This is a genomic window from Streptomyces herbicida (assembly GCF_032656585.1).
GTDB classification, from domain to species: domain Bacteria; phylum Actinomycetota; class Actinomycetes; order Streptomycetales; family Streptomycetaceae; genus Streptomyces; species Streptomyces herbicida.
Map to the genome: position 1 here is coordinate 191,509 of NZ_JAUYWJ010000011.1, position 16,592 is coordinate 208,100.

At 69.9% G+C, this 16,592-nt stretch carries 16 protein-coding genes; 15 read left to right on the forward strand and 1 reads right to left on the reverse strand.

What is annotated here, in order from left to right:
* Positions 1 to 85 precede the first annotated feature (85 nt).
* The gene (locus tag Q8A52_RS23805) at positions 86 to 1,102 is read right to left on the reverse strand and encodes a LacI family DNA-binding transcriptional regulator (protein WP_316754950.1); all 1,017 of its coding nucleotides are present in this window, start codon (positions 1,100 to 1,102) and stop codon (positions 86 to 88) included.
* 110 nt (positions 1,103 to 1,212) lie between these two features.
* On the opposite strand from Q8A52_RS23805, the gene Q8A52_RS23810 reads away from it, so the two are divergent.
* The 15 genes from Q8A52_RS23810 (at position 1,213) to Q8A52_RS23885 (ending at position 16,547) form a co-directional block, all read left to right on the forward strand.
* Positions 1,213 to 2,472, forward strand: a complete 1,260-nt coding sequence (locus tag Q8A52_RS23810) for an MFS transporter (RefSeq protein WP_316754952.1) — start codon at positions 1,213 to 1,215, stop codon at positions 2,470 to 2,472.
* 9 nt (positions 2,473 to 2,481) lie between these two features.
* On the forward strand, positions 2,482 to 3,843 hold the full coding sequence (gene pafA, locus Q8A52_RS23815; RefSeq protein WP_316754954.1) for a Pup--protein ligase: 1,362 nt from the start codon (positions 2,482 to 2,484) through the stop codon (positions 3,841 to 3,843).
* A 224-nt stretch (positions 3,844 to 4,067) separates the two neighbouring features.
* Positions 4,068 to 5,069 carry an FKBP-type peptidyl-prolyl cis-trans isomerase gene (locus tag Q8A52_RS23820; RefSeq protein WP_316754956.1) on the forward strand — a complete coding sequence of 334 codons (1,002 nt, stop codon included), beginning with the start codon at positions 4,068 to 4,070 and terminating at the stop codon, positions 5,067 to 5,069.
* Between the two features lie 94 nt (positions 5,070 to 5,163).
* Positions 5,164 to 5,535 (forward strand): FKBP-type peptidyl-prolyl cis-trans isomerase, encoded by a 372-nt coding sequence (locus Q8A52_RS23825; protein WP_030053355.1) that lies wholly within the window; start codon positions 5,164 to 5,166, stop codon positions 5,533 to 5,535.
* Positions 5,536 to 5,664: 129 nt separating this feature from the next.
* Positions 5,665 to 6,618 (forward strand): helix-turn-helix transcriptional regulator, encoded by a 954-nt coding sequence (locus Q8A52_RS23830; protein WP_316754963.1) that lies wholly within the window; start codon positions 5,665 to 5,667, stop codon positions 6,616 to 6,618.
* Between the two features lie 19 nt (positions 6,619 to 6,637).
* The gene (locus Q8A52_RS23835) at positions 6,638 to 7,642 is read left to right on the forward strand and encodes a helix-turn-helix transcriptional regulator (RefSeq protein WP_316754964.1); all 1,005 of its coding nucleotides are present in this window, start codon (positions 6,638 to 6,640) and stop codon (positions 7,640 to 7,642) included.
* 89 nt (positions 7,643 to 7,731) lie between these two features.
* Entirely contained in the window at positions 7,732 to 8,025 is a 294-nt protein-coding gene (locus tag Q8A52_RS23840) for a hypothetical protein (protein ID WP_316754965.1), read from the forward strand.
* Between the two features lie 20 nt (positions 8,026 to 8,045).
* Entirely contained in the window at positions 8,046 to 8,240 is a 195-nt protein-coding gene (locus Q8A52_RS23845) for a hypothetical protein (protein WP_316754966.1), read from the forward strand.
* Positions 8,241 to 8,500: 260 nt separating this feature from the next.
* Complete coding sequence (gene tatA / locus Q8A52_RS23850) at positions 8,501 to 8,779, forward strand: Sec-independent protein translocase subunit TatA (protein ID WP_316754967.1); 279 nt, start codon at positions 8,501 to 8,503, stop codon at positions 8,777 to 8,779.
* 47 nt (positions 8,780 to 8,826) lie between these two features.
* Positions 8,827 to 9,777 (forward strand): twin-arginine translocase subunit TatC, encoded by a 951-nt coding sequence (gene tatC / locus Q8A52_RS23855; protein WP_316754969.1) that lies wholly within the window; start codon positions 8,827 to 8,829, stop codon positions 9,775 to 9,777.
* Positions 9,778 to 9,862: 85 nt separating this feature from the next.
* The gene (locus Q8A52_RS23860) at positions 9,863 to 12,715 is read left to right on the forward strand and encodes a DEAD/DEAH box helicase (protein ID WP_316754971.1); all 2,853 of its coding nucleotides are present in this window, start codon (positions 9,863 to 9,865) and stop codon (positions 12,713 to 12,715) included.
* A gap of 764 nt (positions 12,716 to 13,479) precedes the next feature.
* On the forward strand, positions 13,480 to 15,123 hold the full coding sequence (locus Q8A52_RS23870; protein WP_316754973.1) for a sensor histidine kinase: 1,644 nt from the start codon (positions 13,480 to 13,482) through the stop codon (positions 15,121 to 15,123).
* On the forward strand, positions 15,120 to 15,527 hold the full coding sequence (locus Q8A52_RS23875) for a roadblock/LC7 domain-containing protein (RefSeq protein WP_316754975.1): 408 nt from the start codon (positions 15,120 to 15,122) through the stop codon (positions 15,525 to 15,527). The genes Q8A52_RS23870 and Q8A52_RS23875 overlap by 4 nt, the downstream gene beginning before the upstream one ends.
* A complete protein-coding gene (locus Q8A52_RS23880; protein ID WP_316754977.1) occupies positions 15,524 to 15,946 on the forward strand; it encodes a DUF742 domain-containing protein in 423 nt (140 codons plus the stop codon). Before Q8A52_RS23875 ends, Q8A52_RS23880 begins: the two co-directional genes overlap by 4 nt.
* On the forward strand, positions 15,927 to 16,547 hold the full coding sequence (locus Q8A52_RS23885; protein ID WP_316754979.1) for a GTP-binding protein: 621 nt from the start codon (positions 15,927 to 15,929) through the stop codon (positions 16,545 to 16,547). Before Q8A52_RS23880 ends, Q8A52_RS23885 begins: the two co-directional genes overlap by 20 nt.
* Positions 16,548 to 16,592: the final 45 nt, after the last annotated feature.

A 16,592-nucleotide genomic window follows, 5' to 3' on the forward strand; every position in this document is an offset into this window, starting at 1 on the left:
CACCTCGCCCCGCGTGCCCCGGCCGGTTGTCATCGGCCGGGGCGCGGTCGTCCGGGCGGCAGGACCGACGAGTGAGCGGCGGCCGTCAGGCGTCCCGTGGCGGTGCCGTGGAGCCCCGTACGACCAGTTCCACCGGGATGTCGCCGCCCTCGGGCTCGCGGCCCTCCAGGACGGCCAGGAGGGCCTGCATGCCGCGTTCGCCGAAGAGCTCCGCGTCGAGGCGCACGGTGGTGAGCTCGGGGTCGATGGCGGTGGCGAGGGCGAGGTCGTCGAGGCCGGTGACGGAGATGTCGTCGGGGACGTGCAGGCCCCGGCGGCGCAGCGCCTTGTAGGCCCCGGCCGCCAGCTTGTCGTCGTCGCACACCAGGGCGGTGGGCCGGGGCCCGGGCAGCGCCAGGGCGGCCTCCGTGGCCGCGAGGGCGCCCTCGATCGAGATGGGGGCGTGGATGGTGCGGACGTCCGTGCCGGGGACGGTGCCGACGCGTGCCGCCAGTTCACGCGCGCGTACTTCGAAGGTCCAGGAGGCGATGTCGGCGGCGAGGTGGAGGAAGCGGCGGTGGCCGAGGCCCAGGAGGTGGTCGGCGACCTGGCGGACACCGTCGGTGATGTCGAGGTTGACGGTGGCGGCGCCGAGGCTTCCGTCCGGGTCGCTGTCGAGCATGACGAGGGGGAGCTGGTCGCCGCGGATGGCGGTGAGGGCGTCGGCGGCCATGGAGGAGGCGATGACGCCGTCGAGGGCGGCCTGTGCGGAGGCGAAGGGGTCGCGGGCGGGGCCGATGCCCTCGGGGGAGGGGTAGAGGACGACGCCGAAGCCGTGCTGGGCGGCGACCCTGGCCGCGCCGGTGTAGACGCCGGCGAAGAACTCGGTGGTGAGGGCCGGGACGACGAGGAGGACGGTGCGGGTGCGGCCCAGTCGCAGGTTGCGGGCGGCGAGGTTGGGCCGGTAGCCGAGCTCGCGTGCGGCCTCGCGGACCCGTTCTGCCGTGGCTTCCGAGACCCGGCCGCGCCATTTGTCGCCGAGCACGAGCGAGACGGCGGCCTGGGAGACCCCGGCGGCCTGTGCCACGTCACGGCTTGTGGGGCGCGTGCTGCTGCGTGCCACCGTGGATGTGCTCCTTCGTAGGGTCCCGTGTCGTTCGTCGTCTGGACGCCCGAACAGCGCACATGGTACGTATGACGGTGGAAGTTATACGTAAAACGTGAGGGTGGGGCATGGCCGCGGGATACCTGGAGATCCTCAGGGCGAGACACGCGGCCCGGCTGCTGGTGGGCACGCTGGTGGGCCGGCTGCCGAACGCCACGGCGGCGATCGCGCTGGTGCTGTTCGTCCGCGCGCAGGGCGGCACCTACAGCCTCGCCGGGGCCCTGGCGGCCGTGTACGGAGTGGCCAACGCCGTGGGACAGCCGGTGCTGGGGCGCCTGGTGGACCTGTACGGGCAGCCGCGGGTGCAGCTGCCCGCGGCGGTCCTGTCGGCCCTCGCGATGACCGGCTTCGCCTTCGCCGGCACCGACCCGCTGCCGGTGGCGTACGCCACGGTCGCGGCCGCGGGCCTGTTCACTCCGCCGCTGGAAGGCGGGCTGCGTGCCCTGTGGCCCTCGGTGCTGCGCCGGGAGGAGCAGGTGCACACGGCGTACGCCATGGACGCGGTGGCCCAGGAAGTGATGTACACCGTCGGACCGTTGCTCGTGACGCTGTGCGTGTCGCTGTGGTCGGAGCGATCCGCGCTGCTCGTCCTGAGCGCCGTCGGCGTGCTGGGGGCGCTCTCCGTGGTCGTCTCGCCGCCCTCGCGCGCCTGGCGTTCGGCACCGCGCGAGGCACACTGGCTGGGCGCGCTCAGGTCACCCGGACTGCTGGCGCTGCTGGGCTCGTTCCTGTTCGTGGGCATCGCGATGGGCTCCATCACGGTGGCCTCCGTGCCGTACGCGGACGACCACGGGGGCGACGCGGTGTTCGGCTGGCTGATGGCGGCCCTGGGGCTGGGCGCGCTGCTGGGCGGGACCGTGTACGGGGCGCGGCAGTGGGCCGGCGCGCCCGAGCGGCGACTGCGGGTCCTGGTGGGGCTTCTGGCGGTGTGTTACCTGCCGCTGATGCTGATGCCGGGCGCGGTGGCGATGGTGTTGCTCACCGTGGTCGCCGGAATCTTCCTGGCACCGGCCATCGCCTGCGCGTTCGTGATCGTCGACCGGCACGCGCCGCGCGGTACGGTCACCGAGGCGTTCTCCTGGCTTGTCACGACGTTCACGGTGGGCGCGTCGGTGGGAACGGGCGTCGCGGGCCCGGTGGTCCAGGCGGGTGGTGCGCTGTGGGGCTTCGCGGTGCCGGGTGCGGCGGGGGCCGTGTCATTGCTGGTTCTCCTGGCCACCGGGCGGGTCCTCGCAGCTCCCGCCGGGGGTGCGGTGGTTGCGGCTTCATCGGAAAATGATCCAAATCGTGCTGCCGAACCCCGTTTCAGCTCAGGGGATCGGGCGTAATGTTCAGTCATGGACCGCCGCATTTTCGGGCTGGAGAACGAGTACGGCGTCACGTGCACGTTCAGGGGACAGCGCCGCCTGTCGCCTGACGAGGTGGCGCGGTACCTCTTCCGCCGTGTCGTGTCATGGGGTCGTAGCAGCAATGTCTTTCTGCGGAACGGCGCCCGGCTCTATCTCGACGTGGGGTCACATCCGGAATACGCGACACCCGAATGTGACAATGTGATCGAACTGGTCACCCACGACAAGGCCGGAGAACGCATTCTCGAAGGACTTCTGGTGGACGCGGAACGACGCCTGCACGAGGAGGGAATCGCGGGCGACGTCTACCTTTTCAAGAACAACACGGACTCGGCGGGCAACTCCTACGGTTGTCACGAGAACTATCTGGTGGCGCGGCACGGGGAGTTCTCCCGGCTCGCCGACATCCTCATTCCGTTCCTGGTGACCCGGCAGCTGCTGTGCGGCGCGGGCAAGGTGCTGCAGACGCCGCGCGGTGCGGTGTACTGCGTGAGCCAGCGGGCGGAGCACATCTGGGAGGGCGTCTCCTCGGCGACGACCCGTTCCCGGCCCATCATCAACACACGGGACGAGCCGCACGCGGACGCGGAGCGCTACCGACGGCTGCATGTCATCGTGGGCGACTCGAACATGTCCGAGACGACGATGCTGCTGAAGGTCGGCGCGACGGATCTGGTGCTGCGCATGATCGAGGCGGGCACGGTGATGCGGGACCTGACCCTGGAGAACCCGATCCGGGCGATCCGCGAGGTCAGCCACGACATCACGGGCCGGCGCAAGGTGCGCCTGGCCAGCGGCCGGGAGGCCTCGGCGCTCGAGGTGCAGCGGGAGTACTACGAGAAGGCCGTGGACTTCTGCGAGCGCCGCGGGATCCGCACCGGCACGGTCGAGCAGGTCCTGGAGCTGTGGGGCCGCACGCTGGACGCCATCGAGTCGGAGGATCTGGACCGGATCGGCACCGAGATCGACTGGGTGATGAAGTACAAGCTCATCGAGCGGTACCGGGCCAAGCACAATATGACGATGTCGCATCCGCGGGTCGCGCAGATAGACCTCGCCTACCACGACATCCACCGTCGTCGTGGCCTGTACTACCTGCTGGAGAAGCGCGGTCAAGCCACCCGGATCTGCAACGACTTGAAGATCTTCGAGGGCAAGTCGGTTCCTCCGCAGACCACTCGGGCCCGGCTGCGCGGCGATTTCATCCGGCGCGCGCAGGAACAGCGCCGGGACTTCACGGTCGACTGGGTGCACCTGAAGCTGAACGACCAGGCACAGCGCACGGTGTTGTGCAAGGACCCGTTCCGTTCGGTGGACGACCGGGTGGAGAAACTGATCGCCGGAATGTGATCGGCACGGGGTGAGCGGAGCGTTTCCGCACAAGAGTCCCGGAACGCCACACGGGCGCCGTACGTTTCCGTACGGCGCCCGTGTCATGGCGACAGTGCTGTCCCGGGGGAAACCCCCCGACCCCCGGCCGAACGAGGGCGGGCCGGAACCCGTATCGACACCCAAACGTCAGTAAGGTAGCGCGCACGCCATCAACAAGATCGACCGATTACGAGGTCCTGACCGTGCGCCGACGCTCACTTCTCCTTGCCGCCCTGCCCGCAGGACTGGTCACGCTCGCCGGATGCGGTGACGAAAAGTCCGACTCCAGCAAGGCGAGTGCGTCGCCGTCGCCCTCGGCCTCCGTGCCACCGCCGAAGATCGTGGAGGGCCCGCTGCCGGCCATTACGGCGGGCACGAAGTTCAACGAGAAGCCGACGGTCGCCAAGGGGCCGGGGGAGCCGTCGGAGAACATCGCGGTGAAGACGGTGATCGCGGGCTCCGGGAAGACGATCGCGGAGAACGACTTCATCCAGGCGAACTACCTCGGCCAGATCTGGTCCACGGCGAAGGTCTTCGACAACTCCTACGACCGCAACCGGCCGATCGTCATCCAGGTCGCGCAGGGCAGCGTGATCGACGGCTGGCGGTACGCACTGACCGGCAAGAAGGTCGGCAGCCGGGTCGAAATGGCGGTGCCGCCGAAGTGGGGCTACGGCACGTCCGGCAATGCGCAGGCGGGCATCAAGGGCACGGACACGCTGGTCTTCGTCGTCGACGTGCTGGACTCCTTCAACTCGAAGAGCTCGTCCCACGGCAAGCCGGTCCCGCAGAATGACGCGGCCCTGCCGAAGGTGGGCACCAACACCGACGGCAAGGCTCCCTCGATCGACATCCCGAAGACCGACCCGCCGAAGAAGCTGGTGTCGAACTACGTCCTGGAGGGCGACGGCGCCGAGGTCCAGGCGGACCAGACGGTCCTGTGCCAGTTCAAGGGCGTGGTCTGGGACGGCGGCAAGGCGTTCCAGCAGACGTACGGCTCGGGACGGCTGAGCCAGTTCTCGGTGGAGCAGATGAAGCAGGTCGTCGACGGGCTGGCACAGGGCGTGACCGGCAAGAAGGTCGGCAGCCGGGTGATGATCGTCGTGCCGCCGGAGCTGGCGTACGGCGACAACCCGCCGAGCGGCGGTGTCGTCAAGAAGGGGGCCACCCTGGTCTTCTCCGTGGACATCCTCGCGGCGATGTAGCGGCGGCGGGTGGGGCCTGCCGTCGCAGGCAGGACCCGGGCGGAGATGAAAGACTGTCCGCGTTCCGTGTCGTACACAAGCAGGAGCGAGAGACGTGAGCATCGACAAGCCCGAGATCGACTTCCCGGGCGGCGAGCCCCCGGCGGACCTTGAGATCAAGGACATCTGGGAGGGCGACGGCGCGGTGGCACAGGCGGGTCAGACCGTCACCGTCCACTACGTGGGTGTCGCCTTCAGCACCGGCGAGGAGTTCGACGCCAGCTGGAACCGGGGTACCCCGTTCCGCTTCCCGCTCGGCGGGGGGCGCGTCATCAAGGGCTGGGACCAGGGCGTGCAGGGCATGAAGGTCGGCGGCCGTCGCCAGCTGACCATCCCGGCCCACCTCGCCTACGGCAACCAGAGCCCGACGCCGGCGATCAAGCCCGGTGAGACTCTGATCTTCGTCGTGGACCTGCTCGGGGTCTGATCGTCGTCCGATCGGAGCCGGTCATCCGGGGCCCATGCCCGTACAGGCATGGGCCCTCGGCTTTTGCCGCGCCACTCAGGAGCGGTACGGTCATCGATCGTAAGCACCATAGGGAGGCGAAGGGCGTCGATGGCCATTGCCAAGGCCGAGCGGCTGATGAACCTGGCGCTGTGTCTGCTGGGGACGCGGCGGCCGCTCAGCAAGCGTGAGCTGCGCGAGTCCATCGAGGCCTATCTCGAAGCGGGAAGCGACGACTCCTTCAACCGCATGTTCGAGCGGGACAAGGACGACCTGCGAGAGCTCGGCCTGGTCATCGAGACCGTCGAGAACCTGGACGGCGAGGTCGGCTATCTGGCCCGCCGGGACAGCAACCGCCTCCCGCCCATCACCCTGGACGCGGAGGAGGCCGCCGCGCTGGGGCTGGCCGCCAAGGTGTGGCAGCAGGCCCGCCTCGCGGGAGCGGCCAGCGGCGCCCTGCAGAAGCTGCGCGCGGCCGGACTGCCCGAGGACGTGGACCCGTACGAGGCCCATGGCGCCCTGGAGCCGCGCATCCCGGTGCACGAGGCCGCCTTCGAGCCGCTGATGCTGGCCTGCCGCGACCGCCGCCCGGTGGTCTTCGACTACCGCAAGGCGAACGCCGCCCACCCCGAGACCCGGCATGTGGAGCCGTGGGCCCTGGAGTGCTGGCGCGGCCACTGGTACCTGGCGGGCTGGGACCGCGACCGGAGCGCCGAGCGCGTCTTCCGGCTGTCCCGGATCACCGGCAGGGTCCGCTCCCGGGGCACCGGCTTCACGGCGCCGGTGCCGGACGTCGTCACCGTGCGCGAGACCGTCGCGAGCTGGGCCGGCGAGACGGCCGACCGCTCGGCGCTGATCCGGCTGCGCTCGGGTTCGGGGTACCCCCTTCGGGCGAAAGCCACGGCGGTGCGGGAACTCGGCGACGGGTGGGACGAGTTGGAGATTCCGTACGGGCACGGCCTGGACGCCTGGCTGGTGGAGTTCGGGCCGGACGTGGTGGTGCTGGAGCCGGCCGAGCTGCGCGCGGACGTGGTGGACCGGCTGCGTGCCGTGGCCAAGGGCTGAGGGGGAGCGGAGCAAGACAGTGGCAGGCAAACCGGTCAGGGCCGTGAACGCCATCGACCAGACCCGGCGGATGCTCTCCCTGGTCACCTATCTGCGGGAGCGCCCCGGCGCCCGGGTCGCGGACGTCGCGCGCGCCTTCGGCATCACCGAGGACGAGCTGGTCTCCGACCTCGACGTGCTGCCCATGTGCGGCACCAGCTTCCGCGGCGGCGACCTGCTGGACATCGACACCGACGGCGAGCGCATCTGGTGGCACAACCCCGCCGCGCTCGGAGCCGAGGCCGCCGAGCCGCTCAGGCTGGCCGCCGACGAGGCGACCGCGCTGCTGGTGGCCGCGCGGGCGGTGGCGACCCTGCCGGGTCTGCGCGAGGGCGACCGGCAGGCCCTGCTGCGGGCGACGGCCAAGGTCGAGACCGCGGCCGGCGAGGCGGCGGGCGCCAGTGCGCGCCTGTCGGTGACCTTCGAGTCCGAGGGCGGGGTCTTCGCCGACGTCGACCGGGCTATCTCCGAGCGCCGCCGGCTGTGGATCCGCTACTACTCGCCCGCCCGAGACGAGGTCACCGAGCGCGAGATCGACCCCATCCGCCTGGTCAGCGTCGGGCACACCTATGTGGAGGCCTGGTGCCGCCGCTCCGAGGCGCGCCGCACCTTCCGGCTCGACCGGGTCGCCGAGATCAGGATCCTCGACGAGCCGTCCGCGCCGCCTGAGATCGAGCTGCGCGATCTGTCCGAGGCCCTGGTCCAGCCGGCCGCCGAGGACCCGGAGGTCGTCGTCGAGGTCGCCCCGGGCGGACGCTGGGTCGCCGAGTACTACCCCCATGACAGCGCCGATGAGCTTCCCGACGGAGGGCTGCGTATTACTCTGCGCACCCCCGACCCGACGTCGCTCAGACGACTGGCGCTGCGCCTGGGCCGTGACGGCCGGATCGTCTCGCCGCCCGAGCTCGCCGACAGCGCCCGGCAGGCGGCCCGCGAGGCGCTGGCCGCGTACGACGGGCTCGAGGCGGCGCAGGAAGCCGGCTGACCGGCTGCGACGCGGCGGCCGGGACGCCGCGGCCGACGCCGGCTGTGGCGTCCCAGAGGCGAACGACCAGAGAAAGAGGAGCGAGAGCTTTGAGCGAGTCTCCGGTGTCCGGTGCCAGGGAAATGACGGTCGCGGCCGCTTTCGCGGGGATGAAGAGAGTGGTCCCCGTCGTGTTCAAGGCGGGCTGCCCGGACTGCCGGGGCCGGTTCGAACTCACCGCGAGCGCCCTGCGCCTCGCCATCGGCGCCACCAGCCGTACGACCTTCTACTCCTTCACCTGCCCGGACTGTGGGGTCTCCGTCCGCAAGCCCGCCGGAGAACGCATCGTCGAACTGCTGACCGGGGGCGGGGTCAAGACGTTGCGGCTGCATTCCACTGTGTGACTGGGGCTAGGCTCGGCCTCATGTTCTGGCCGATGTTCGCGATAGCCGTGGGTTTTGTGGGTCTTGCCGTCCTCGGCGTGCTCGCCGTCCGGGTCTTCCTGGAGGCGCGGCGTCTGGGAGCGCAGGTCGCGGACTCGGCGCGCCGTATCAACAGGGCGGCCGAGGATCTGGAGCGGGCGGCCGTGAGCGCGGCCCGTACGGTCGACTCACTGTGACGGCCACTGTGGACGCACTGTGAGTCCCGCGCCGCAAGCGTTTTGCGTCACTTCGCCCTGTCATGCTGCCCGCCTCGGCAGGTACGCTGCTGGTCGCGGCGCGGAGAACGAGGCCCGTACCGCTGACCGGGAGTACGCACGGGGATTGCCTGACGTTTACCCCTGAGCGTTACGATCGCTGTCAGCACGATCACTCGGACACATGTCCGACTGATCGGACAGCACCCCACCCAGCCGCCTCGGTGAGAAGGTAAAGACTTATGTTCGGAAGGCTCGGAGCTCCCGAGATCATTCTCATCCTCGTCGTCATCATCCTGCTGTTCGGCGCGAAGAAGCTTCCGGACATGGCCCGCTCGCTCGGCAAGTCCGCGCGCATCCTCAAGAGCGAGGCCAAGGCGATGAAGGAAGAGGGCAACGCCTCCGCCCAGGCGCCCACCACCAACGAACAGCCCGCGGCGCAGCGCACCATCCAGGCGGCCCCCGGCGACGTGACCAGCTCGCGGCCGGTCAACGAGCCGACGGACACCACCCAGCGCTGACGCAGGGCCGGAAGCCCCCGGCCCGCCGCATGAGATGAGGACGTGGGTTGCCCAAGTCTGCCCGCAAGCAGGAGAAGGATCCCGAGGGGCGGATGCCCCTTGCGGATCACCTTCGCGAGCTCCGCAACCGGCTCGCGAAGGCGATGCTGGCCATCGTCATCGTGACGATCGTGGCCGCCTTCTTCTACAACGACATCATCAATTTCCTGACGAAGCCGATCCTGGATTCGGTCGGCTGCAAGGAAACGTTCGAACAGCTGGCGAAGTCGTCCGCCGACACGCACCAGTGCGCGCGGATCACCATCAACGGTCTTCTCGCGCCCTTCACACTGGCCCTGCAGGTCTCCCTGATGGCCGGTGTCGTGTTCGCCTCGCCGATCTGGCTCTACGAGCTGTGGGCGTTCGTCGCGCCAGGCCTGCACCGGCACGAGAAGAAGTACGCCTATGCCTTCGTCTTCACGGGCGTCCCGCTGTTCCTGGGCGGCGGATTCTTCGCGTACAAGGTGCTGCCCACCACGGCGAAGGTGCTGATCGACTTCACGCCGAACGGCGTGGACAACCTGCTGCCACTGGATGACCTGCTCCAGCTGGTCACACGCATGGTGGTCGTCTTCGGGCTCTCCTTCGAGCTGCCGCTGCTGCTGGTGATGCTCAACCTCACCGGGGTGCTGAGCGGCACGCGCATGCTCGGCTGGTGGCGCGCGATGATCCTGGGCATCACGGTCTTCGCGGCCGTGGCCACGCCCAGCACCGACCCCATCTCGATGCTGGCGCTCGCCGGACCGATCTGGGTGCTGTACTTCGGCGCGGTCGCCTTCTCGCTGATGAACGACAAGCGCAAGCGCCGCCGCGAGGCCGAGGGCCCCCACGACGACGAGGCCTCCGACCTGGACCTCACCCCCGAGGACATCGGCGAGGTCGAGACCGTCGCCGCCACCCGGGCACTGCCCGAGCAGGCGGGCCCGGACCGGGTCAACGGCTACGACGACGTGACCTGACCCCAGGCCGCCACACCGTCAGGAGGTGCCTCCGTCCCCGGGGACGGAGGCACCTCCTGTTGCCGTTCGTCCCTCGTTCCGGATAATGATCGTCCTGTTGTCAGCGCGGCCCGGTACGCTCGAAAGCACGATGACAGAGGACCTCTCCCCGGCCGAGCGGTATGCGGCGGCCCGCAGGCGGGCTGCCGAGCAGGCCACCGCGCTCGCATCCTTCCGCGAGATGTACGACTTCGGCCTCGACCCCTTCCAGATCGAGGCCTGCCAGGCGCTCGAAGCGGGGAAGGGCGTGCTGGTGGCCGCCCCCACCGGCTCCGGCAAGACGATCGTGGGCGAGTTCGCCGTCCACCTCGCCCTGATGCAGGGCAAGAAGTGCTTCTACACGACACCGATCAAGGCGCTGTCGAACCAGAAGTACGCCGACCTGTGCCGCCGCTACGGCACGGGCATGGTCGGCCTCCTCACCGGCGACAACAGCGTCAACCCCGACGCCGCCGTGGTCGTGATGACCACCGAGGTGCTGCGGAACATGCTCTACGCCGGTTCCCAGACCCTCCTCGGCCTCGGCTATGTGGTCATGGACGAGGTGCACTACCTCTCCGACCGCTTCCGGGGCGCGGTGTGGGAAGAGGTGATCATCCACCTGCCCGAGTCGGTGACCTTGGTGTCCCTGTCGGCGACCGTGTCCAACGCCGAGGAGTTCGGCGACTGGCTCGACACGGTCCGTGGTGACACCGAGGTGATCGTCTCCGAGCACCGGCCGGTGCCGCTGTTCCAGCACGTGCTCGCCGGACGCCGGATGTACGACCTGTTCGAGGAGGGGGAGGGCCATAAGAAGGCCGTCAACCCCGACCTCGCCCGCCTGGCCCGCATGGAGGCCAGCCGGCCGTCCTACCAGGACCGCAGACGCGGCCGCGCGATGCGCGAGGCCGACCGCGAGAGGGAGCGCAGACAGCGCTCGCGCGTATGGACGCCGGGCCGGCCCGAGGTCATCGAGCGGCTCGACGCCGAGGGCCTGCTGCCCGCGATCACCTTCATCTTCAGCCGTGCGGCCTGCGAGGCCGCCGTCCAGCAGTGCCTCTACGCGGGCCTCAGACTCAACGACGAGGAGGCGCGGGAACAGGTCCGCGACCTCGTCGAGGAGCGCACCGCCTCCATCCCCTCCGAGGATCTGCACGTCCTCGGCTACTACGAGTGGCTGGAGGGCCTGGAGCGCGGTATCGCCGCCCACCACGCGGGCATGCTCCCGACCTTCAAGGAGGTCGTCGAGGAGTTGTTCGTGCGCGGACTGGTCAAGGCCGTGTTCGCGACCGAGACCCTCGCCCTCGGTATCAACATGCCGGCGCGTTCGGTGGTGCTGGAGAAGCTCGTCAAGTGGAACGGCGAGCAGCACGCCGACATCACCCCCGGTGAGTACACCCAGCTGACCGGCCGCGCGGGCCGCCGAGGCATCGACGTCGAGGGCCACGCGGTCGTGCTCTGGCAGCGCGGCATGAGCCCCGAGCACCTGGCGGGTCTGGCGGGTACGCGCACGTATCCGCTGCGCTCCAGCTTCAAGCCGTCGTACAACATGGCGGTCAACCTCGTCGAGCAGTTCGGCCGGCACCGCTCGCGCGAGCTGCTGGAGACCTCCTTCGCACAGTTCCAGGCCGACAAGTCGGTCGTCGGGATCTCCCGGCAGGTGCAGCGCAACGAGGAGGGCCTGGAGGGCTACAAGTCCTCCATGACCTGCCACCTCGGCGACTTCGAGGAGTACGCGCGCCTGCGCCGCGAGCTCAAGGACCGCGAGACCGAACTGGCCCGCCAGGGTGCGGTCCAGCGCCGGGCAGAGGCGGCCGTTGCCCTGGAGAAGCTGAAGCCGGGCGACGTCATCCACGTACCGACGGGCAAGTACGCGGGCCTGGCACTGGTGCTGGACCCCGGCCTGCCCGCGGGGCGGTCCAACGGCCACCGTGGCTTCGAGCACCACGACGGCCCGCGCCCGCTGGTCCTGACCGCCGAGCGGCAGGTCAAGCGGCTGGCGTCGATGGACTTCCCGGTGCCCGTCGAGCCGCTCGAGCGGATGCGGATCCCGAAGTCCTTCAACCCGCGCTCCCCGCAGTCCCGCAGGGACCTCGCCTCCGCGCTGCGCACCAAGGCCGGGCACATCCCGGCGGAGCGAGCCCGCAAGAAGCGCTCCCAGGCCGCCGACGACCGGGAGATCGCCCGGCTGCGCACCGCGCTCCGGGCCCACCCCTGCCACGGCTGCAACGACCGTGAGGACCACGCCCGTTGGGCCGAGCGCTACCACCGGCTGCTGCGCGACACCTCGCAGCTGGAGCGGCGCATCGAGGGCCGTACGAACACGATCGCGCGCACGTTTGACCGGATCGTCGCGCTGCTGACCGAGCTCGACTATCTGCGCAGCGACGAGGTCACCGAGCACGGCAAGCGGCTCGCCCGGCTGTACGGCGAGCTGGACCTGCTGGCGAGCGAGTGCCTGCGCGAGGGCGTCTGGGAGGGCCTGGGGCCCGCCGAACTCGCCGCGTGCGTCTCCGCGTTGGTGTACGAGGCGCGGGTCGGCGACGACGCCATGGCGCCGAAGCTGCCCTCGGGCAAGGCGAAGGCCGCGCTGGGCGAGATGGTCCGCATCTGGGGCCGGCTCGACGCGCTGGAGGAGGAGTTCCGGATCACCCAGACCGAGGGCGTCGGCCAGCGCGAGCCCGACCTCGGCTTCGCCTGGGCGGCCTATATGTGGGCCTCCGGGAAGGGACTGGACGAGGTGCTGCGGGAGGCGGAGATGCCGGCGGGCGACTTCGTGCGGTGGTGCAAGCAGGTGATCGATGTGCTGGGGCAGATCTCGGCGGCGTCTCCTGCGGAGGGCTCGACTGTGGCCAAGGTTGCGCGCAAGGCGGTTGATCAGTTGCTGCGGGGTGTTGTCGCCTATTCGTCGGTGGGGTGATGGTTCGTTGGCGGGCGCGGGGCGGGTGCGATGTGGCTTGTCGCGCCCACGCGGCGGGGCCGCACATTGATTCAGCTCCGCGCCCCTTCCCGGTACCGCTCTGTCAGTCGGACGGGCGCCCACCACGGAGTTGTTCACCAGCCGGGGATACGCCGCCACGACGTGGAACTGCTCGCCGAGCTGCTGAAGTCCACCGTCCCCCTCGCTGACCCGCGCCCGCCGGCTGCTCGCGGATGACGGCAGCTCCGCCGAGGACCGGCTGTGGGAGCTGTACCGGACGGACGCGGAGCCGCTGTGCGGCGGGCCGCACAACCTCGGCGGGCTGGAGCTGCGCAGGGACCCGGTCTTCGGGTTGATCGAGGGCGTCATCCTCGTACACCGCTCGGATGCGGCGCCGGTCTCGGAGTTCGCCCGTGCCACCGCCGACGCGGCCCTGCGCATCGGCGGCGTCTGATCCCCCCGCTGGGGCCCGCTCACTCGTCACGGTGAGTCGTCGTCGTACGCCCGTACGCCATCACGCACCGTGTGCGAGTGTAATCCGAGCGTACAAAAGAGCTGAGCGTACTCCTGTCGCACAGGCCATTTCAGGTGCTTGCTGAATATGACACGACGATGATCCGGTCGGACTAAGCTCGCCCGCGGCGCACCGAGTTGAGGTGAATTCGTGCGCTTGTTCCCAAAGGTGACGAAGATCCCAAGTACCCCAGGACTCTTCCCCCTGCAAGCTCCCCCGACACCCAGCCGATTCGTCTCAGAGGGCATACATGGTGAGTGTGCAATCGCCTCCCGGTGGCCGTGAACTTCCCCTTAAGCGCGTGCTGTTGCTGCCGGCCATAGTGATGGCCGCGGCGACCGGGGCCGCCGTCGCCCTCGTGGCGGGGCCGGCCCGGGCCGCCGTCGGCTGGTGCGGAGCCGTCGCCACGGCGCTGGTGACCGCGACGGCGGCAGAAGCGGTACGACGCGGACGGCACCTGAAGAGCCTGCGGGCCGAGCACGCCCGTCACACCGCGTATCTGGAGCGGCGCATCGCCGCCCACGACGAGGAGTGGGTCCGGTTCAGCCAGGAGATCGTGCCCACGGCGCTCTACCGGCTGCGCGCCGGAGAGTCTCCCCGAGAGGCGATTCTCGCGGTCCTCGACGCCGACCCCGAACTGCGGAACATCCCCGACTCGCGGCGCCGCGTGCTGCGCACCGTGCTCAAGGCCGTGGACGACGAGATGGCCATGCGCGACGCCGCACAGCGCTCCTTCGTCAACATCGCCCAGCGCGTCCAGGCCATCGTCCACCAGCAGGCCAACGAACTCCGGGAGATGGAGGAGGACCACGGCCGCAACCCCGAGGTCTTCGACGACCTGCTGCGCCTCGACCACGGCACCGCGCTGATCGGCCGCCTCGCCGACTCCATTTCCGTCCTCGGCGGCGGCCGCCCCGGCCGCCAGTGGCCCAACCCCGTGGCCCTGTACAGCGTGCTGCGCGGCGCCATGTCCCGGATCCTGGAGTACCGGCGCATCGACCTGGCCTCCATCGCCAAGGTCAATATCAAGGGCACCTGCGTCGAGCCGGTCATCCATGCCGCCGCCGAACTCCTCGACAACGCCACCCGCTATTCGCCGCCGCAGACCAAGGTGCATGTCACCGCCACCGAGGTCCAGACCGGGGTGGCCATCGAGATCGAGGACGGCGGCGTCAGCCTCAGCGAGGAGGCTCGCGCCCGAGTCGAGAACATGCTGGAGCGCGCCATGGCCGGGGTCGACCTCGACGACCTCGGCGAGAGCCCCCGCCTCGGCCTCGCCGTCGTGGGCCGGCTCTGCTCGGCCTACAACATGCAGGTCTCGCTGCGCTCCTCGGCGTACGGAGGCGTCCGCGCCGTCCTGATCGTGCCCAGCAACATGATGACCACCGATCCCGCCCCCGGGCTCGCTCACGGCATCGGCGCCACCGCCGTGCCCAAGGCCGAACTGGGCGCCCTGGAAGGCCCCAAGCGCCCGCCCAAGAAGCGCCGCCCCACCAGTCCGCGCATCCCCGCCGGGATCTCCATGGAGGACGACGTCCCCGTGGTCACCGAGTGGACGGCGGGGGGGCTGCCACAGCGCCGGAGCAAGGTGAAGACCCCGCTGGCCCAGCGATACGCCGAACAGGCCGCCATCGAGCAGGCCGAACGCGAGGGAAGGCCGACCATCTGGTCGCAGCCCAAGCCCGAACCCGAACCGGAGCCCGAGGTCGACCCCGAGCGCGAGAAGCTGCGCAACCGCGAGCCCGGCATGTGGGTCGAGGCCTTCTGGGAGGGCCTCAAGGAGGGCAACCCGGGCGTGCATCCGACCGACTTCACGCGCAATCCCACCGCATACATGCACCTGATCGAGAAGCCGGCCCCCAGCGAGGCCGACGACGAGGGGGACCTCAAGTGATCCAGCAGCGAGCGAACTTCGATTGGATGCTCAAGGACCTCGCCGACGGCGTACCGGGTATCGAGATGATCGTGGTGCTGTCGTCCGACGGACTGCGCATCGCCCGCTACGGCGGTGACCCCGACGCCGCCGACCGCCTCGCCGCGGCCTGCGCGGGCGTGCAGAGCCTCGCGGGTGCCGTCGCCCAGGAACTCCCTGGCAGCAGCGGGGACATGAACCTGGTCGTCATCGAGATCGACGGCGGCTACTTCTACCTCATGTCGGCCGGTGCCAACGCCTATCTCGCCGTGCTCGCCGACGTGGTCTGCGAGCCCGGCCGGATGAGCGGCCGGATGCGCGACCTCGTCGTCCGTATCGGCGCCCATCTCACCAGTCCGCCCCGGCGGAACGGGCAGACCGTATGACTCCTCCGCAACGCAAGCGGCGACCCCCCAGGCAGGAACCGCCCCCACCGCCGCCCATGGCGCTCCCCGCCACCGGGGATCAGGAGGGGGAGAAGAAGAATCCCGAACGGCTGTATGTCATCGCCGGCGGCGCCGACGGCGGGCGCGCCGAGCTCGACCTCGTCACGCTGATTGTGGCGCGCGCCGATCCACCGCCGTCCGTCGCACCGGAGCAGGCGGCGCTGCTCCGGCTCTGTTCCTCCCCCCTGTCGGTGGCCGAACTCTCGGCCTATCTCAACCTGCCGTTCAGCGCGATGACGGTGCTGATCACCGAGCTGATCACGGCCGAACTGGTGCAGGCGCGCGCCCCGATCGTCCGTCAGGCGCTCCCCGACCGTTCCATCCTCGAAGCGGTGATGCATGGACTTCAAAAGCTCTGACACCGTCCCCGGTCCACGGACGCAGGACCATCTGCCGCACACGGCCCAGGCCGCGGTGAAGATCGTCATCGTGGGCGGCTTCGGGGTCGGCAAGACCACCATGGTCGGCTCGGTCAGCGAGATCAGACCGCTGACCACCGAGGAGACCATGACCCAGGCCGGTGTCGGCGTCGACGACAACTACGGCTCCGATTCGAAGACGGCCACGACCGTCGCCATGGACTTCGGCCGCATCAGCATCACCGAGAGACTGGTGCTCTATCTCTTCGGCACCCCCGGCCAGGAGCGCTTCTGGTTTCTGTGGAACGGGCTGTTCGAAGGGGCTCTCGGCGCGGTCGTCCTGGTCGACACCCGCCGCCTGGAGGTCAGCTTCGAGGTCATAGGGCGCTTGGAGGAGCGCGGCGTGCCCTTCATCGTGGCCGTCAACTCCTTCCCGGGCGCACCCCGTTACCCCATCGAGGAACTGCGCACGGCACTCGACCTCGCTCCCGACATCCCCATCGTGGAGTGCGACGCACGGCGCCGGGCCTCCAGCCGCGACGTCCTGATGACCCTGATGCACTTCCTGCACTCGCTCGCCATGGCCGGCGTGCTCACCTGACCCCCACCCCCCTCACCCCGGATCCACCTCAGCTTCGGAGCGACC